The sequence below is a fragment of the Ruegeria sp. O6 genome (genome assembly GCF_056535045.1).
Genome location: NZ_JBQERM010000013.1, coordinates 37,978 through 56,923 on the forward strand (window position 1 = coordinate 37,978; position 18,946 = coordinate 56,923).

The 18,946-nt window shown below is 56.6% G+C and carries 16 protein-coding genes; 9 read left to right on the plus strand and 7 right to left on the minus strand.

The window, feature by feature from the left end; all coding sequences use genetic code 11:
* Positions 1-36 precede the first annotated feature (36 nt).
* A complete protein-coding gene (locus tag ACR0DY_RS15665; RefSeq protein WP_480484332.1) occupies positions 37-717 on the minus strand; it encodes a response regulator in 681 nt (226 codons plus the stop codon).
* 181 nt (positions 718-898) lie between these two features.
* On the opposite strand from ACR0DY_RS15665, the gene ACR0DY_RS15670 reads away from it, so the two are divergent.
* The 4 genes from ACR0DY_RS15670 (at position 899) to ACR0DY_RS15685 (ending at position 5,286) form a co-directional block, all read left to right on the plus strand.
* Positions 899-1,447, plus strand: a complete 549-nt coding sequence (locus tag ACR0DY_RS15670) for an SRPBCC family protein (RefSeq protein WP_480494095.1) — start codon at positions 899-901, stop codon at positions 1,445-1,447.
* Positions 1,448-1,475: 28 nt separating this feature from the next.
* A complete protein-coding gene (locus tag ACR0DY_RS15675) occupies positions 1,476-1,958 on the plus strand; it encodes a (2Fe-2S)-binding protein (RefSeq protein WP_209507073.1) in 483 nt (160 codons plus the stop codon).
* 80 nt (positions 1,959-2,038) lie between these two features.
* A complete protein-coding gene (locus tag ACR0DY_RS15680) occupies positions 2,039-4,399 on the plus strand; it encodes a xanthine dehydrogenase family protein molybdopterin-binding subunit (protein ID WP_480546680.1) in 2,361 nt (786 codons plus the stop codon).
* A 95-nt stretch (positions 4,400-4,494) separates the two neighbouring features.
* Positions 4,495-5,286, plus strand: a complete 792-nt coding sequence (locus ACR0DY_RS15685; protein WP_480546678.1) for an FAD binding domain-containing protein — start codon at positions 4,495-4,497, stop codon at positions 5,284-5,286.
* Positions 5,287-5,483: 197 nt separating this feature from the next.
* Here ACR0DY_RS15685 and ACR0DY_RS15690 read toward each other — a convergent pair whose 3' ends face one another.
* Entirely contained in the window at positions 5,484-7,310 is a 1,827-nt protein-coding gene (locus ACR0DY_RS15690) for a BCCT family transporter (RefSeq protein WP_480477333.1), read from the minus strand.
* Between the two features lie 417 nt (positions 7,311-7,727).
* Complete coding sequence (locus ACR0DY_RS15695; protein WP_480546676.1) at positions 7,728-8,672, minus strand: PDR/VanB family oxidoreductase; 945 nt, start codon at positions 8,670-8,672, stop codon at positions 7,728-7,730.
* Between the two features lie 140 nt (positions 8,673-8,812).
* Here ACR0DY_RS15695 and ACR0DY_RS15700 point away from each other — a divergent pair, with 140 nt between their 5' ends.
* From ACR0DY_RS15700 to ACR0DY_RS15715, 4 genes are all read left to right on the plus strand, one after another.
* Entirely contained in the window at positions 8,813-9,718 is a 906-nt protein-coding gene (locus ACR0DY_RS15700; protein ID WP_480898669.1) for a LysR substrate-binding domain-containing protein, read from the plus strand.
* A 102-nt stretch (positions 9,719-9,820) separates the two neighbouring features.
* Positions 9,821-10,978 carry an aromatic ring-hydroxylating oxygenase subunit alpha gene (locus ACR0DY_RS15705; RefSeq protein WP_480898671.1) on the plus strand — a complete coding sequence of 386 codons (1,158 nt, stop codon included), beginning with the start codon at positions 9,821-9,823 and terminating at the stop codon, positions 10,976-10,978.
* Positions 10,979-11,113: 135 nt separating this feature from the next.
* Positions 11,114-11,353, plus strand: coding sequence for a hypothetical protein (locus ACR0DY_RS15710; RefSeq protein WP_480507929.1), 240 nt, complete (start codon positions 11,114-11,116; stop codon positions 11,351-11,353).
* A gap of 151 nt (positions 11,354-11,504) precedes the next feature.
* Positions 11,505-13,925, plus strand: coding sequence for a GcvT family protein (locus ACR0DY_RS15715; RefSeq protein WP_480898675.1), 2,421 nt, complete (start codon positions 11,505-11,507; stop codon positions 13,923-13,925).
* Here the strand turns inward: ACR0DY_RS15715 and ACR0DY_RS15720 are convergent.
* The 3 genes from ACR0DY_RS15720 to ACR0DY_RS15730 form a co-directional block, all read right to left on the minus strand.
* Entirely contained in the window at positions 13,922-15,166 is a 1,245-nt protein-coding gene (locus tag ACR0DY_RS15720; RefSeq protein WP_480484322.1) for a molybdopterin molybdotransferase MoeA, read from the minus strand. The two genes, ACR0DY_RS15715 and ACR0DY_RS15720, sit on opposite strands and share 4 nt — an antisense overlap.
* A gap of 184 nt (positions 15,167-15,350) precedes the next feature.
* Complete coding sequence (locus tag ACR0DY_RS15725) at positions 15,351-16,361, minus strand: D-cysteine desulfhydrase family protein (protein ID WP_480484321.1); 1,011 nt, start codon at positions 16,359-16,361, stop codon at positions 15,351-15,353.
* 139 nt (positions 16,362-16,500) lie between these two features.
* A complete protein-coding gene (locus ACR0DY_RS15730; protein ID WP_267365173.1) occupies positions 16,501-17,193 on the minus strand; it encodes a Crp/Fnr family transcriptional regulator in 693 nt (230 codons plus the stop codon).
* Positions 17,194-17,378: 185 nt separating this feature from the next.
* Between ACR0DY_RS15730 and hemA the strand changes: the two genes are divergently transcribed.
* Positions 17,379-18,602 carry a 5-aminolevulinate synthase gene (gene hemA / locus ACR0DY_RS15735; RefSeq protein WP_480546672.1) on the plus strand — a complete coding sequence of 408 codons (1,224 nt, stop codon included), beginning with the start codon at positions 17,379-17,381 and terminating at the stop codon, positions 18,600-18,602.
* 53 nt (positions 18,603-18,655) lie between these two features.
* Here the strand turns inward: hemA and ACR0DY_RS15740 are convergent, their stop codons facing one another.
* Entirely contained in the window at positions 18,656-18,943 is a 288-nt protein-coding gene (locus ACR0DY_RS15740) for a cytochrome C oxidase subunit IV family protein (RefSeq protein ID WP_480484319.1), read from the minus strand.
* Positions 18,944-18,946: the final 3 nt, after the last annotated feature.

Here is an 18,946-nt window from a genome sequence, read left to right on the forward strand (position 1 = left end):
TCCTTAAAGCGCGACGATGTGGTGAGAGTATGACGCTTAGCCTTGGTCTTGCAAGACGCTGGCAAACGAAGCTTTCTTTGCAATCAGAACGGCTTGCGTCCGGCTTTGCACACCCAGTTTCCGCATGATTGCCGTGACATGCGCTTTGACCGTGGGTTCCGCAATGGACAGGTCATAGGCAATCTGCTTGTTCAGTTTACCTTCGCAGATCAGTTGCAGGATGCGGGCTTGCTGATTTGTCAGTGTCGCAAGCCGATTGACCGCGTCGGCGTGTTCATCCTCTTCAACATTGATCAGAACGCATCCTTCGGGCACAAAAACTTTGCCGGAATGCACTGTCTCGAATGCCAGGCGAAACACATCGCGTTGGCTATGCTTGGGTACATAACCCGATGCACCCGCCTGAATCACCTGACTGACAACGCGATTATCCGTCATCGAGGACACCACAATAACCGGGGCATTCGCAGCAGCCTTCAGACGGACAAGGCCGTCCAGCCCTTCCACATCCGGCAGGTTGAGGTCCAGCATGACCGCGTCCGGTTTCAGCCCCCCTGATAGAAGTTCCATCGCGCCTTCCAGTCGGTCTGCGGTATGGATTTCGCCGATCTGCGCCACGCTTTGCAAGGTCATCGACAGCGCGTCGCAAAACAGGGGGTGGTCATCGACGATCAGCACTTTCTCGAAGCCAGACCTTACAACGGAGTCAGCAAGCATTTGGTATTGCCTTTTTTCAATCAGATTGTCCCCAGCTTACCCAATCCTAACAACGAAAGTAATCTGCGCCTACTGGCCCAAAGTCGTACATAAGACCGGCTCGGCGTCACCTACACCCAAGGTCTAATAGGCAGGGCGAAAAACACCACGTAGCGTAAGAAAAAACACCTGGAGAAGAGAAATGGAGCTTAGCGACAGCCGCGTCATCGCCGCGCCGCGATCCAAGGTCTGGGATGCGCTATTGTCGGTTGAGGTTCTGAAAGAATGCGTTCCGGGATGTCAGGAAATGACGGGCTCGGTCGATGACGGGTTCGAAGCGACGGTGGTGCAGAAAGTTGGCCCCGTCAAAGCGACCTTCAAAGGGGCTGTTACCCTTTCTGATATCGTAACGCTTGAAAGCGTGAAGCTCTCGGGTGAAGGTAAGGGTGGGGCTGCGGGTTTTGCCAAGGGTGCGGCCGATGTCAGTTTGTCTGATGTGCCCGAAGGTACTCTGCTGACCTATACCGTCGACGCACGTGTCGGTGGCAAGCTGGCCCAGCTTGGCAGCCGAGTCATTGATGGCGTCGCCAGAAAAATGGCCGACCGGTTCTTTGAAAACTTTCAGAACGCGGTCGAACCGGAAAAAACGCCCGATCCGGAAACATCGGATCAGGTTCAAGCCGAACCTTCGGCCGAGGATGAAGGCGGCGAAGCAAAAAAAGGTTGGTTCAAGCGCGTATTGGGCGGTTGAACCGTTGGAATTCAGGGAGGAGAAAGTCATGAAAATTTCTATGACCGTGAACGGCAAGGCCGTAAGCGGCGAGGTTGAGGGCCGGACATTACTGTCCGGCTTTCTGCGCGAGCAACTGTCATTGACGGGCACGCATGTCGGCTGTGATACGGCCCAGTGCGGCGCTTGCGTTGTACATGTGAACGGCCAGGCCGTGAAGTCGTGCAATATGTTGGCGGTCGAAGCCGACGGCGCTGATGTTGGCACCATCGAAGGTCAGGCAAATGCGGACGGTTCGCTGAACGTGATCCAGCAAGCCTTTCAGGATCATCACGGCCTTCAATGCGGGTTCTGTACACCGGGTATGGTGATGAGCGCCGCAGCGCTGCTGAAAGACAACCCTCGCCCATCTGAGGCCGAAATCCGAAAGTACCTGGAAGGCAACCTGTGCCGCTGCACCGGGTACCACAATATCGTCAAGGCGATCATGGCCGCCTCAGGCCAGGACGTCGGCAGTATCGCTGCGGAATGATGCCGCTGCGGGCGTAAACGTTGCGCCCGTGGGAAAAGTGAAGGGTGCAGCAGCATCCGTTTATGGGAGGAGAACAAGCAATGCCCAAAGACAGTGGCATCGGAGCCAGTTCCAAGCGGCGCGAGGACGTCCGCTTTCTGACCGGAGCAGGCAACTATACCGACGACATCAACGTACGTGGTCAGGCTTACGTATATTTCCTGCGGTCCGACATCGCGCATGGTCGGATCAATTCTGTAAATACATCAACCGCCGAAGGTATGCCCGGTGTGGTCAGAGTATTCACCGGCAAAGACTTTGAAGGCGTGGGCGGAATGCCCTGTGGCTGGGAAGTGACCGACAAGCACGGCGCGCCGATGCAGGAACCACCACACCCAATTCTGGCACAGGGCAAGGTGCGCCATGTGGGCGATCCCATTGCCGCCGTGGTTGCCGACAGCCTGGAACAGGCCCGTGACGCGGCCGAGGCTATTGATCTGGATATCGAGGAGCTGCCCGCCGTGATCGACATGAAATCCGCGGCGCAGGAAGGCGCGACGCTGGTTCATGACGATCTGAAAAACAACATCTGCTATGACTGGCAGCTGGGTGAGGCCGACGACGCCAAGGTGAACGACGTCTTTGCCAATGCCGCGCATGTCACCACTTTGGATCTGGTGAACAATCGGCTGGTCGCCAACCCGATGGAGCCGCGCGTGGCTGTGGCCGAGTACAGCCGGGGCACGGATGAATATACGCTCTATACCACTTCGCAGAACCCGCATGTCATCCGCTTGTTGATGTGCGCGTTCGTTCTGGGTCTGCCGGAACATAAAGTCCGCGTCGTAGCCCCGGATGTGGGCGGTGGTTTTGGCACCAAGATTTTCCATTACGCAGAAGAAGCGTTCTGCACTTTTGCCGCCAAGGCCTGCAACCGCCCCGTCAAGTGGACAGCCAGCCGGTCCGAGGCATTCATGTCGGATGCGCAGGGTCGTGACCATGTCAGCACGATTGAACTGGCTCTGGATGCGGATAACAATTTCATCGGCCTGCGGACCAACACCTATGCCAATCTGGGCGCCTATCTGTCGACCTTCTCCAGCTCGGTTCCGACATGGCTGCACGGGACGCTGATGGCAGGCAACTATAAGACCCCGGTCATTCAGGTGAATGTGAAGGCGATGTTCACAAACACGGTGCCGGTGGACGCCTATCGCGGCGCTGGTCGACCGGAAGCAACCTTCCAGCTGGAGCGTGTCATCGACAAGGCTGCGCGCGAGTTAGGTGTCGATCCGATCGCCCTGCGTCGCCAGAATTTTGTCACGCAGTTCCCCTATGACACGCCAGTCGCGCTGACCTATGACACCGGGGATTATAACGGGACCATGGACAAGCTTGAGGCCGCTGCTGATCTTGCGGGCTTTGCCGCACGACGCGCGCAGAGTGAGGCCAAAGGCAAGCTGCGCGGTCTCGGCGTCAATTGCTATATCGAGGCTTGTGGTATCGCGCCTTCGAATATCGTCGGCATGTTGGGAGCCCGTGCAGGTCTTTACGACGCGGCGACAGTTCGGGTGAACGCCACTGGTTCGATCAGTGTTATGGTCGGCGCACACAGCCACGGGCAAGGCCATGAAACAGCCTTCCCGCAGGTCGTGGCCGACATGATCGGCATCGACGAGTCAATGGTCGAGATCGTGCACGGGGACACTTCGAAGATCCCGTTCGGCATGGGCACCTATGGCTCACGCTCGCTGGCGGTCTGCGGCTCGGCTATGGTCAAGGCCACCGAAAAGGTGATCGACAAGGCCAAAAAGATCGCAGCCCATTTGCTGGAAGCGTCCGAGGCAGATATCGAACTTAAGGACGGTCAGTTCAGTGTTGCGGGGACCGACAAGTCGGTGGCGTGGGGGGATGTGACCCTTACGGCCTATGTCCCGCACAACTATCCGCTGGAAGTTGAACCGGGACTGGAGGAAACCGCGTTCTATGACCCGGCCAACTTTACTTTCCCGGCAGGGGCTTATGCCTGTGAGGTCGAGGTTGATCCAGACACAGGTCAGGTCACGATTGAGAAGTTCACGGCGGCGGATGACTTTGGCAATATCGTCAATCCAATGATCGTTGACGGACAAGTGCATGGCGGTATTGGTCAGGGCATCGGTCAGGCCCTGCTGGAGAACTGCGCCTATGACGAGAACGGCCAATTGCTGAGCGCGTCGTTCATGGACTATGCGATGCCACGCGCCGATGACGTCCCGTTCTACGGCGTGGATCATTCCAGCCAGACGCCCTGTACGCACAATCCGCTTGGTGTGAAGGGTTGCGGCGAGGCCGGAGCGATCGGCTCACCGCCAGCGGTGGTCAACGCGGTGCTGGATGCGTTGAACTCGGGTGGAAGGGCTGTTGATCATATCGACATGCCGATGAGCCCGTCACGCGTTTGGACGGCGATGCATGGTTGAGAGGTTGGGGTGCGAGGGGCCAGCCCCCCCCGCTCCCCGGGATATTTCTAGTCAGATGAAGGGCGGATCAGCGCCTTTCGGAAAGGAAGAACGAAATGTACAATTTCGAGTTTGAGAAGCCCTCGACCATTGCTGACGCAGTTGCAGCATTGGCAACAGAGGATGCGCAGGCGTTGGGAGGCGGGCAAACCCTGATCCCGACATTGAAACAGCGATTGGCGGCACCGTCCAAACTGGTGTCGATGGGCGGCATTGCCGAGATGCAAGGTGTTTGCGTTGATGATGACGGCTCGGTCTCTGTTGGGGGTGCAACACCTCACGCTGTCGTTGCTCGCGACGCTGCAGGATCTTATCCCGCGCTGGCGGCATTGGCTGGACAAATTGGCGACCCGGCAGTGCGCAATCGTGGAACCATCGGTGGTTCGGTTGCGAACAATGACCCGGCTGCCTGTTATCCGGCGGGTGTGCTGGGATCGGGCGCAACCGTGGTGACCAACGCGCGTCAAATTGCGGCAGATGACTTTTTTCAAGGCATGTTCACCACAGCCCTGGATGAAGGAGAGATCATCACCTCGATCCGCTTTCCGGTTCCGCAGGCGGCAAGCTATCAAAAATTCCTGCAACCAGCATCGCGGTTTGCACTTGTTGGGGTATATTTGGCCCGTTTCACGGACGGCGTGCGCGTGGCGGTGACCGGGGCAAGTGAGGATGGCGTCTTCCGTTGGAGCGAAGCCGAGCAGGCGCTGAACAAGGAGTTTCGCCCGGACGCCTTGATGGACCTTCGGATTAACCCCGCCAACATGATCGCTGATTTACATGGCAGCAAGGAATACCGGGCGCATCTTGTGTCGGTCATGACCAAACGCGCCGTTGAAGCCTGCATGTAGGCATTTCACGACAAGATGCTCAAAAGCCCCGGTTTTTACCGGGGCTTTTTCGTTGAGATATGGTTTTGATGTCTCACCAAGGTCGGGCTGGCCAGCACTTTTCCGTTGTTTGAGGGTCGTGGCCAGTGTCTGCGCAAAATGAAATCAGGCCGCCCATTTCCGGGCGGCCTGATCAAGTCATAAACTAAGCTTTCGCTTTATTCGGCGGCTTGTGCACCTGTAGCGGCGTGTTTGTCACGCTGGCTGTCGCGGAACAAAGCTTTGGCCAGAGCAATACACATCAGACCCATCACAGCAGTAAAGGGCAATGCACCGATGATCATCGCGTTTCGCAGCGCATCCATCGGGTTGTTTTCACCGGCTGCGAGGATCAGAGCGCCGATCACAGCCGTCAGGATGACACCCCAGATGATGCGGTGCTTGATGCCCGTCTCCTGGCTGCCACCCGACATGATGGTGTTCATCACGAGAATGCCCGAGTCTGCCGACGTGACGAGGAATGTCATGATCAGGATCACGCACATCACGTTCAACATTGACAGCAGACCACCGTCAATCATGTAAGATAGTGTCACGAACAGCTTGTTGGTGTTCGATGCGCCGATGATTGCACCTTCTGCAGCGCCTGCCAGTTCCAGATCAATCGCAGTTCCTCCCAGAACAGTCATCCATGCAAAGCACACCAAAGCCGGGGCGAACACACAGCCTACGATGAACTCGCGGACAGAGCGTCCTTTCGAAATGCGCGCGAGGAACAGGCCCACGAAGGGCGAGAACGCGATCCACCAGGCCCAGTAGAACGTGGTCCAACCCGACTGCCAGCCGAACTGACGCCCCTGCTCACCCGCCGCATAAACGGCTGCCAGGGTTGCTTCATCCAACTCTGCTGCTGCCCCTTCCAGGCCGCTCTTGAAACCGTCAAAGCTGCCCCACGCATTGGTAGCTCCGCCCATCAAATCATTGGCATGGGCTTGTGCTTCGGCAGGCAAAGCCGCAGCGAAGGCTTCAACTGACAGCGGGCCATAGGCGTTAAAGCTGAGCGACAGGATATGCAGGATATAGTCGACCATTGCCGTGCCATAAGTGGTCATGGCAAAGACGAACGAGCCGAAGACGATAAATGTGCCCAATAGGATGATCGACAATACGAGGTTCAGGTTCGACAGATATTTAACACCACGACCAACGCCTGATACGGCCGAAATAATCGACAGACTCATGATGATGACCAGACCGGCGATCAAACCTACTTTGCTTGGGGTTGGAACTTCGCCACCCAGATCCATGACCCATTCCATACCGGTGATGGCATAAAGCCCATCGATGAACTGGCTGACACCATAGCCGATGGTGACGGAAACACCGAGGATCGTCGCAACAACACCCAGAACGTCAACCACATGGCCGAAGAATCCATTGACGAAGCGGCCGAACAGGGGCGTCAGCGCCGAGCGGATGGTGAGAGGCATGTCGCGTGTATAAGCGTAATATGCCAGCGACAAACCGGTCACCACATAGATGGCCCAAGCGTGAAACCCGTAGTGCAAGAAGGTATAGCGGTAAGCCGACTGCAGCGCTTCGGGTGTATTTCCAACGACCGCCTCGGATACGACTTCGGGGTTCGAACCCCACAGCCCCAACGGTTCTGCGGTTGCAAAAACCATCAGACCAACACCCAGGCCGGCGCCGAACATCATGGAGAACCATGAGAAGTTTGAAAACTCGGGCTTTTCACCGGGTGTTCCCATCACACGGCGACCCGTGGACGGAATAGCGGCGACAACGGCCAGAAAAACGAGGAACAACCCGACAATGACAATGTAGAAGCTGTTGAAAAGCTCAAGCAGCCGCCCGTTCAGGCTGCCAAGCGTGCCGTTTGCATTTGCAGGGAATACCAATGCCCACAGAACCAGCGCGACCATGATGGCCTTGCTGATCAGGGCAATTGGGACGCTGTAGTTTTCATAAAAACCGGCATCCGCCGTCTTTATCTCAACGTCCGTGAATGGATCGGGTATCGACATATTGCGTTTTCCTCCGTGTGTTCGCCGTTTCTTGTTCTTTGGATTTCTGCTTGGGGTGCACCGCGCGGGACGGCGTAAACAAACATGCCCAATGCACCAAACGATCAGCGAGTTGACTGCAACTCAGCTGAGATTTACGGGGAAGACCACACACCATGTGGGATCGCCCACCGCTCTTTTCCTCCCAGATTGTGTTCGCTTGCAAAAGCTGTTGGTTCGTTGTGGCAAGTCTGTCTGCCGTTGAACCTGGTAGCAGCTTCGCAAGAAGTGGTTGCGCCCTTCAATTCGGGAAAACCTATGACAGAGGTTAGGGCAGCTCACCCAAGAATCCGACCCTTATGCTACTCGAAACGACGCTCTCGGTTACTCGAAACACGTGTTAGCGAGAACAAGTAAAGGGCGTGATTGTGGTTCCTTCTACAGTTTCAATACCAGTTTGTCCGACTTGGCCCGCGAAACGCATGTGCACAGGAACTCATGCGTTTCCTGCTCTTGCGGAGTAAGTATACCGTCGCGATGATCAACTTCGCCGGACACGACATCAACGATACAGGTTCCGCAAAGCCCTTCGGAGCAGCCGAAATCAACCTGCACACCATTGGCCTGCAAAACCTCCAGAATAGATTGGTCCTTGCCAACGGGATAGACCGCGCCGGTCGACTGGATCTCGATCTGGAAATCGGCGTTCGGGGCATGTTCAATGTCCGACGCGGCGGCGAACCGTTCAAAGTGTATCGCGCCGCCACGCAGCAAGGCACCTGCTTCCAGTACCGCATTCAGCATCGGTTCCGGGCCGCAGGTATAAACGTCTGCGCCCATCGGCATCGATTGCATGACCGATCTCAGATCGAATACCCCGTCTGTGTTATCACAATGCAAATGATACCATTCATCCAGTCCAAGCGCCCGGAATTGCGCATCCATCGCCGCGTATTCTTTCGAACGAACAAGATAGTAGACACGAAAATCCTGCCCTCGGTTCAGCAACTCACGTGCCATTGCAACCAATGGTGTGGCCCCGATACCGCCAGCGATCAAAGTGACGTGCCGATCATGGCTTTCGAGTTTGAAATGGTTGCGGGGACCGCCAATTTCCACGGTCGCGCCCTCTTGCAGGTCATGCATCGCCAGTGACCCGCCTCGCCCTTCGTCTTCGCGTTTGACGGCCACGTTGATCAGGCGTCCATCCTGGCTCCAGCTCCACAGCGAGTATTGCCGTATCAGACCGTCTTCAAGATGGATGTCCACATGCGCCCCGGGCTCGAGGCTGGTGAAGCGCCCGCTTTCGATCTCGAAGCAGAAATCAGAGGTGTCGGGACTGAGTGGTGTTTTTCGCACAAGGCGGGCAACTTGAGTATCCATCACTTGTCCTGTTCGGTCTCACGTGGCGTACATTCTGCGTCTTTCAGCAAACAACAGGAAAAAAGATAGATTTCAATTGCAAAATTTCTAACATTCGGGTGAATTGAGCTCACCCAGAGTTCAAAAGCCAACAAACCTCCATGTCTCGACGCCACTACAACCTTCCTCCACTTACGACACTATCGGCCTTTGAAGCCGCCGCTCGGCATCTCAGTTTCAAGGAAGCCGCAAGCGAGCTTTCCGTGACGCCTGGTGCCGTCAGTCATCAGATTAAGGCGCTGGAAAGCGAGCTGGGCGCGGCCCTTTTTGTCCGAAAGCACCGCGGCGTGGAACTGACCGAGGATGGGCAAGACCTGTTTGAGGCACTCGGCACTTCGTTCCGGCAGATTTCAAAGGCACTTGAAAAGATTCGCAGCAATGATTCCGAGAACCACGTAACCGTTGGATCAACCACTGCAGTCGCCGCACTTTGGCTGTCGCCGTCTGTCATCCGGTTCTGGCAGGATTATCCGCACGTGAAAGTGAACCAGATGGCGCAGGACAAGGCGTTCACGGACCGGCCGGATATCGACTTGTTCATCCGCTATGGCCGGGACGCGAACGCGCAACTCACGCACACGAAATTGTATCGCGATATCCTGACACCCGTTTGCAGCCCCCAGATGGCCGCGGACCTTAAAGGGGCCAGTCTTGAAGACCTCGTGCAGCGGCGGCTGATCCATCTTGAAACGCAGGACAGCACCTGGACGACCTGGTCATCCTGGTTCCACGACCTCGGGTTTTCTGGGGTTGTTCCGGTGGAATCGCGGGTGAACAGCTATGCGCTTGCCCTTCAGGTGGCGCGTAAAGGGGCGGGTCTTGCGCTGGGGTGGAAACGTCTGGTCCAGCCCATGCTCGCATCAGGGAAACTCGTCGCATTAGAGGAATTCAGCCTACCCGCCCCGGATAATTTCTATCTTGTCGGTCGTCCGGACGATCAGCTTTCGGAAGGAGCGCTGGCTCTCAAGAATTGGTTGCTTAACGAACTGTCTGAAGGTTCGGTTTAGCCTGCCTCAATTTGCCATTAGGTTTTTTAGTATTGAACGTGGGCGGCCTCGGCCGCCAATGGATGCAGCGATAAACTCATTCAAATCACTCAGGAGTGGCCGATGAACAAGCACGCACCGCTTTCGTCTGTTCTGACACCGGTAAATACCGCAAAGGGTCTGCCGAACGAGCATTATATTGATCCCGCAGTTTTTGCCGAAGAACGGGATGCGGTCTTGTTTGCGAACTGGTCCGGCATCGGCTTTGGCAAAGACATTCCAGAGGCGGGAGATGCGTATCCGATCGATTTCCTGGGTGTGCCGCTGTTGATGGTACGCGATCGCGACGGTCAGATCGGCGTGTTCCAGAACACCTGTCGCCACCGCGGCATGATTTTGGTCGACAAGCCGCAAAAAATCCGCGGCGCGATCCGCTGCCCCTATCACAGCTGGTGCTATGGCTTGAATGGTGAACTGCGGACCGCCCCTCATGTCGGGGGCCCTGGGCAAAACACCCATGAGGATCTAGATTTCGCCGAGTTGGGCCTTATCCGCATCCGCTCGTATGTCTGGCGGGATGTTATCTTTGTCAATGTCAGCGGCGACGCGCCGGAATTCGAAGATGTCCATGGCGAGTTGATGGAACGCTGGAAAGAATTCGATCAACCGATGTATCACGGTGGCGCTGGCGCATCGGTTTATCTTGAGTTGAACTCGAACTGGAAACTGGCTGTTGAGAACTACTGCGAAAGCTATCACCTGCCTTGGGTTCATCCCGGCCTGAACAGCTATTCGCGTCTGGAAGATCACTACAACATCAACGAACTGGGCAAGTATTCGGGTCAGGGCACCTATGTCTACCGCCAGTTCGAGGGTCACGATGGCGAAAAGCTGGATGATTTCGAGAATCTGAGTGAGCAGTGGACTGACGGCGCGGAATATATCGTCGTTTACCCGAATACCCTGCTGGGTGTTCAGCGTGACCACGGCTTTGCTTTCCTCATCGATCCGATCACGCATGAGCGTTCGAACGAACGGATTGAGCTCTACTACGCCAAAAAACCCGAAGACGCGCCCGAACACGAAGCACTGCGTGCCAAGAACGCGCAACTATGGAAGACGGTGTTCGAGGAAGACGTCTTTGTGGTTGAAGGCATGCAGAAAGGCCGTCACGGCGTGAAATTCGATGGCGGTCGTTTCTCGCCCGCGATGGACGGCCCGACCCATTGTTTTCACCATTGGGTGGCCACGCAGATCGAAAAAGCCCGCGCTGAAGCGTAAGCAATCCTGAAAAGTCGATCTGGTTAGGCCTGACTGACCAGATCGCGGGTCGGTTGCAAACACTATAGACGGGACGGCGTTGCATTCTTTTCTTTAGTATTGGGCAGCCGGTGTGAATTCGCTGAAAGGATCACAGTGGATCTGAACGAACTCGATAAACAACTCTTGCGAGCCCATGCGGAAAAAGATGTACCCGCATTGATCCGGCTGTATCACCAAGCGGCGATTCTGGCCGAACAACGTCAGGATCATGAAGCCTCGTGTTTTTACCTGACCCACGCATTTGTGTTTGCGTTGGAATATGGCGCGCCGGAAGCAGATGAGTTGAACCTAAAGCTGTTTGAACGTGGCCGCGCACACCGATTGACGTTCTGACGAATTCGTTTGCTTAAGCGTATTGCGCCGTCAGGCATTCTCCAAATTTGAGTTTAGCTGACTTCATTCGATCTCGAATTTTGTCGACATTGTCGATGGGTCAGTCTTCATGAAAGAACAAGCGCGAACGAAAACGCGCGAGATAGCCAAAATGCGAAACGAAGCTCAGGCCGTGGTCATCGGCGGAGGAGTGATCGGGTGCTCGATCCTGTATCATTTGACCAAACTGGGATGGTCGGATGTTGTTCTGTTAGAGCGGGACGAGCTGACCTCGGGGTCAACATGGCACGCAGCCGCCAACATTCACGGATTGCACGACAGTACCAATATCAGCCGCATCCAGCATTACACGATGAGCCTGTATAAAGCGCTGGAAGCTGAAACCGGTCAAAGCTGCGGCGTATTCCAGCCCGGCTCGCTATACCTGGCCCAGACAGAAGAGCGCGAACATCAGCTGAAGCTACAGGCCGCAAAGGCCAGACTGTATGGCATGAATTTCTATGAGATCAGCATCGAAGAAGCCCAAAAGCTGAACCCGCTGGTCAATTACGACGGCATCCGTTGCGTGATGTTCGAGCCCGATGGCGGCAATGTGGACCCGTCGGGCGTGACCAACGCCTATGCGGTCGGCGCACGTCAACGCGGGGCGCAGATTCACCGTTTCACGCCGGTCACTGCAACCGAGCAGCAGGAGGATGGCAGCTGGATCGTCAGAACGCCAAAAGGTGACATCAGGACACGCTGGGTGGTGAACGCAGCGGGCCTGTGGGGGCGCGAGGTTGCGGCACTGGCCGGAATCGAACTGCCGCTGCAACCTACAGAGCACCAGTATTTCGTAACCGAATCCATGGCGGATGTGAAAAGCCACGGCACCCGCCTGCCATCTGTGTCAGACCGGGATGGCGAGTATTACCTGCGTCAGGAAGGCAACGGCCTGCTGGTCGGTGCTTATGAGAAAGATATGAGGTTCTGGGCCGAAGAAGGCACGCCGCTGGATTTCGCCCACGACCTGTTCCCTGATGATCTGGAACGGATCGAAGAGAACATGATGAACGCCATCGAACGCCTGCCTGCGGTTGGTGAAGCCGGGATCAAGCGTGTCATCAACGGCCCGATGATCTGGTCACCGGATTCAAATGTTCTGATGGGGCCGGTGCCTGAGGTCGACGGCTATTTCTGCTGCAACGGTATCATCCCCGGCTTCTCGCAATCGGGCGGCATGGGCCTGATGGCGGCGCAGTGGATCATCGAGGGTGAAACGGAATACGACATGTTCGCCTGGGATCTGGCGCGTTTTGACAGCTGGGCCACCAAGGCGTTCACCAAAGCGCGCGTGGCAGATCAGTACAGTCATCGGTTCGCGATCCATTTCCCCAATGAAGAACGCAGCGCCGGTCGTCCGGCACGTGTACGCCCGATCTATGAGGCGCAGAAAGCCATGGGCGCGGTTTTTGGCCTGAACGCCGGTTGGGAACATCCGCTGTGGTTTGCCGCAACGCCCGGCACCAAAGACACCAATGGCTTTACCCGTCAGAACTGGTGGGGACCTGTGGGTGAGGAATGCAGGATGTTGCGCGACCGTGCCGGGATCATCGATATCTCGAACTTCGCCAAATATGTCTGCAAGGGTCCGGGTGCAGCAGACTGGCTGAATGCCGTCTTTGCAAACACCATGCCGAAAACCGTTGGTCGGTCCTGTCTGACCCCACTGATTTCAAAACGCGGCGGTATTGCAGGCGACTTTACCGTCACCCGCGTGGCTGATGACGAGTTCTGGGTGATTGGTTCGGGCATGGCAGAACGGTATCACAAACGCTTTTTCAAACAGGTTCCGCTGCCTGAAGGCACCACTTTCGAAAGCAAAACCGAAGCGATGTGCGGCTTTAACGTGGCCGGCCCCAGGTCCCGCGACATCCTGCTACGTCTGACCAACACATCGCTGGCAACCGAAGATTTCCCGTTCATGCGGTCCGCCAAGATCGAGCTGGCGGGAGTCCAGGTCCTTGCCCTGCGCGTCTCCTTTACTGGCGATCTGGGGTGGGAGCTGCATTGCGACACCCAAGATCAGGCCCGGCTGTACAATGCCTTGCTTGAGGCAGGCAAAGAGTTCGGGGCTGGCCCTGTTGGCAGTCGGGCACTGATGTCTATGCGGGTCGAAAAGGGCTATGGGTCTTGGAGCCGCGAATACAGCCCGGAATACTGGCCGCATGAAGTGGATCTTGATCGCCTCTGCAAATTCGAAAAGGACTTCCTCAACAAGGCAGCTGCGCAGAAAGTATTGCAGAACCCAGCTCGGGAAGACCTGGTGATCCTGCACCTTAACGAAACGGATGTGACAGCGTCCAACGCGGATGCAACAGGTGGCGAGCCGATCTTCAAGAACGGTGAAGGGATCGGTCGGGTGACCTCAGGCACCTATGGCTACACCGTCGGAATGTCGTTGGCCTTGGGATATGTAAAAAATGCCCAGCCAGGTGATGAGGTCGAGGTTATGGTTCTGGGGCGCCCACACAGGGCCACAATCCTGCATGAACCGCCCTTTGATGCCGCAGGAAAAGCGCTTAGGGCTTAAAACCGCAATAGCTCAAGGCGTTGCCCTTCGGGATATTCCGTCACTTCTGCCGGGATGATCGCCAATCCATCCGCTTGCGCAAGCAAAGCAACACGACCACTGTAGGACGGCTCCATCAGACGCAATCGGGGCCGTCCGTCCAGTGTGTGACCGTCAATCTGAACCGGGCGATATTCCTGTCGGCCTGCGGTGCGGTACAAAGGTTCCGACAGAACTGCTTGTACGGCTGCGTGCGGTGTGTGGTGCAGACCGGCGCGGCGCGCCATCATCTGCGATCCGAAAATTTGCCAGGTCACAAAAGCAGAAACCGTGTTACCAGGCAGACCGATGTAAAGCGCACGGCCACGCCGACCGAACATGATGGGCTTGCCCGGTTTCATTGCGACTTTCATCACATCCGTCACGCCACCGATCTCGGTGAACAGACGCGGCATATGATCTTCATCGCCGACAGAAACACCACCGGTTGTGATAATCAGGTCAGAGGTTTCAGTCGCGTCCAACAAGACCTGTTTCAAAAGCTCGGGATCATCTTCAACCTGCCCCCGGTCCGTGAGTTCAATCCAAGGCTTCTGCAACAGCGCAAGCAGCATGTAACGGTTCGAATTATAGATCTGCCCCGGCCCAAGGGGCTCACCCGGTTGGCGCAATTCACTGCCGGTTGAAAAGATCAAAACCTTCAGCTTGCGGAGGACCACGACCTCGCCATACCCGGCGGAAGCAAGGGCTGCCACCTCACGCGGGCCAATCTCGCAGCCGCGCCGCAGGATCGGCGCTCCGGCACGAAGGTCTTCACCGGCACGCCGGATATGTTGCCCGGGCTTTGGACGGCGGCTGAAGCGAATTTGTCCCTCCACAAAATCACAATCTTCCTGCATGACGATGGCGTCGTAATCAGAGGGAACGGGCGCTCCGGTAAAAATCCTCAGCGCGCTACCCACAGGTGCAGCATGAGATCCGCTGTCCCCCGCCGCGATGCGACCCGCCACCGGCATCTGGAACAGGTCGGTATCGCCAAGATCGGCTGTTCGAACCGCATAGCCATCCATTGCCGAATTGTCGAAAGCGGGCATATCGACCTTGCTGAAACAGTCGCAGGCCAATACTCGCCCAATTGCAGCGGCCAAAGGCAGCGTTTCCGTTTCTGTGATCGGATCAGCAGCGGACAGGCCCCGGCGCAGGGCCTCATCCACGCTCAGATACATATGCGCGTGTCGATCACAGCCGCATCCATCAGCCATATCCAGCCTCCAACTCTGCGAACATGCCTTCCATCCATTCTAAGGTGGGCTAGGCTCGCTCAACCGACACGACATCCGCGGTACTGTCATTGACATAGGTCACGTGAAACCGCGTCGCGCGCTTCGAAACGACGAGTTGGCTGGCCAAGCGCGACTTCCGCTACAGTGGCTTCCCGGATGGCTCTCAGGCCGGGAACAGCTCTTCCTGATATGCGAACAGCGCGGGTTGCCCACCCGTATGCAACAGCACAACTTTCTGGCCCTGTTGAATTGTGCCGTTTTCAAGTAATTCCAACAAACCTGCAAAGGTTTTGGCCGAGTAGACCGGATCAAGAAAAACACCCTCGGCACGCGCCATCTGTTCAAGCGCCCTCCGTGTGGACGGACCTATCCGCCCGTATCCAGGGGGCAATGTGCCGTCCCATGTGAGGATGTCATTCATGACCAGAGCCGGGTCAAACTTCATCATACCCGCCAACCGTTCCAATACCTTTTGCAACCGCGCATGTTGCTGGTGGCGGTCGCGGCGAACGCAGATGCCATAAACAGGTGCCGTGTTGCCAGCCAGCCGCAGCCCGGCCAAAAACCCGCCGTGGGTCGAACCGCTGCCGGATGGCACCACCGCCACGTCGAAATCGGCGATCTGATCCAGTAGTTCGGCAGCCCCGGCCACATAACCTAACGCCCCCAAGGGCGGATGATCGATGCCCAAGTGAATTACATATGGTTTTCGGCCCTCAGCGATCAGCTGATCTGCCCGCGCGTGAAGGGCATTGTCGGCCCCGGCCTCGTCTTCTCCGGTATCGTAGTGCATGTGCTCGGCACCCAGAAGCCGGGCCAGAAGTACATTTCCCGAGGAATAATAATGTTCTCCCATATCCGGCACACGCTCTTCCAATTGAAGCACGGCCTCCATCCCAAGCTTCGATGCAGCCATGGCAGCCGTGCGCACGAAATTGGATTGCACAGCGCCGGTGATCAGAATGGTATCTGCCCCCTGTTTTTGTGCCTCGCCCATATAGAATTCAAGCTGTCGGGTCTTGTTGCCGCCAAAGCTCAACCCTGTCAGATCATCCCGCTTGATCCACAGATCCAGACCAAGCTGGTCGGACAGACGGTCGAGCCGTTCGATCGGTGTAGCAGCTGTCATCAGTCTCGCGCGGGGAAAACCGGCCAGTAGCTGTTCAATCGTCATGCCTGTGTTCCATCAACTCACCCATTCAGCATCACGCCCGATAGGGCATATCCAGCAAGAATAGGAAAGATAGTGATTGCCGGAAAGATCGCAGACCGGGAATGGCCAGTTTACTATACAGAGCAACCGTCACGCGGCTCTATTTCTCGCTCGGGTCGCTTTCCGCGTAATTCCGCAATACATCCATATCTGCAATTTCCGCGTGGTTTCGGTTGATCTTAACCCCAACTGGTTTCAACCTCGAAAACGCGCGGCTCAGGCTTTCGGGTTTCATCCCCAGACGCCCGGCGATCAGCATCTTGTCATACGGCAGTTCAACTTCGCACTGGCCGGCATCGCAATCACACAGGTTCAGCAGGAATTCCGCGACACGCTGCGCACCGGTCTGGGCTTTGAGCTGTTCGAGCTGCGCCACCAGGGAATGCAGATGCGTGAATGTGGCCGCCAGGATCGATACGCAGATTTCCGGGTCTTGCTTCATCAGCGACAGCAGCACCGGACTTGGGATGTGCATGATCTCGCAGGGAGATACCGCCTCGGCCGAAACGGGATAGCGCACATTGCGCAGCGCAACGGCTTCGCCAAAGCTTTCACCACGCGTGAAAACGCTCACCACGGCTTCGGCACCGGTCGGGGAAATGCGAAACAGCTTGACCCAACCAGCCAGTACAACATGTACGGCCTTGGCCTCTTCCTCTTGCAGAAAGATCGTCTCGCCCCGGTCGTATTGCCGCCAGACGGCCTGACGCAGCAGAGTATCGACATGTTGCTCTGGCAGGCTTCGCAAGAGCAGTGACTGCCGCGCAATTATCTTTTGTGCCTCGTGTGACAAGAAGGCAGCCCCTTATTCGTCCGCTCCGGGAACACCCCCGGATGATCAACCCCGAGATATGCTATGCCAAAGCCAGCGCGGGGGTGCCACCCTTTTCTCAGTCTCCAACTTGACTATTGTCATGTAAGGGCGGGCGCCACTGGCATAGGTTCAACGAAATTTCAGTTATCCGGGGAGCACGCCAGATGGACTTCGAGCAATTTTTCAGCCAGAGCCTCGACACTTTGAAAGACGAAGGCAACTACCGGATTTTCATCGACCTGCAACGCCGTCGTGGCGCGTTTCCGAACGCGCGTCAAACCGACGGGCCGGTTCAGCGGGATGTGCGGATCTGGTGCTCAAATGACTATCTGGGCATGGGTCAGCACCCTTCGGTGATCTCTGCCATGCACGACGCACTGGATCGCTGCGGAGCAGGCGCTGGCGGTACGCGCAATATCTCGGGCACCACGCATGATCACGTTCTGCTTGAGGCTGAGTTAGCTGATCTGCATGAGAAAGAAGCCGCGTTGCTGTTCACCTCGGGATATGTGTCGAACTGGGCTGCTTTGGGGACATTGGCCGCGCGAATTCCCGGGCTGATCGTGTTTTCTGACGCGCTCAACCACGCCTCGATGATCGAAGGTATCCGGCATTCGCGTGCCCAGAAGGTGATTTGGAAACATAACGATCTGGCGGATTTGGACGCCAAATTGGCCGCAGCGGATCCCGACGCACCCAAAATGATCGCATTTGAATCGGTTTACTCCATGGATGGCGATATCGCTCCCATCAAGGAAATCTGCGATCTGGCTGACAAATACGGCGCGATGACCTATCTGGACGAGGTTCATGCCGTCGGCCTTTACGGCCCGCGCGGTGGCGGGATTGCTGAACGCGATGGATTGATGGATCGCCTGACGGTCATCGAAGGTACATTGGGCAAAGCGTTCGGCGTGGTTGGTGGGTATATCGCGGCCTCAGCCGCGCTGTGTGATTTTGTCCGCAGCTTTGCCAGTGGCTTCATCTTCACGACTGCCCTACCCCCATCGATTGCAGCCGGCGCTGCCGCATCGATCCGGCATTTGAAGCATTCAAGTGCAGAGCGTGACTTGCAAAAGACTCGCGTGGCGCAGGTACGCGCCCGTTTGGACGCCGAGGGCATTCCGCATTTACCCAACCCCAGCCATATCATCCCGGTGATGGTTAGCGACCCGGTGAAGTGCAAATTCATTTCAGACACCTTGCTTGAGGAGTTTGGCATCTACATTCAGCCGATCAACTACCCAACAGTTCCAAAAGGAACCGAGCGCCTGCGGATCACGCCGTCACCCGTTCATACGGATGAGGACATCGATCATCTGGTGGGCGCCCTGTCGGCGCTGTGGCAGCGCTGTCAGATCGCGCGGATGCCAATGGCCGCACAATAACCTAAGCGTCCCTTTGCTTGGTAACCTGCCGTCCCTTTTAGGGGCGGCTTTTTTCAGATCAGGTAAAGTGCGAAGATCATAGCAGAGAACCCCGTCAGAACCAAGGTGAAGCCTCGCAGCCAGCCCGGGCTTTCAGCCAGGTCCAGATATCGGGCCAGAATCACACGGGTTTTGATCAGGGCAAGGAGCAGGATACCGCCTGCAATGAGTGCGTCAGGCGTTTTCATCAGGGTCAAAAGCGTTGAAGCCAGACTGAGCGCCAAAAGCGCCAGCCACGCGCCGGTGAGTGAGTTCGGACGCCTCCGGCGGGAGTATTTAGCAAAAGATGAAGTTGCCGGCATATT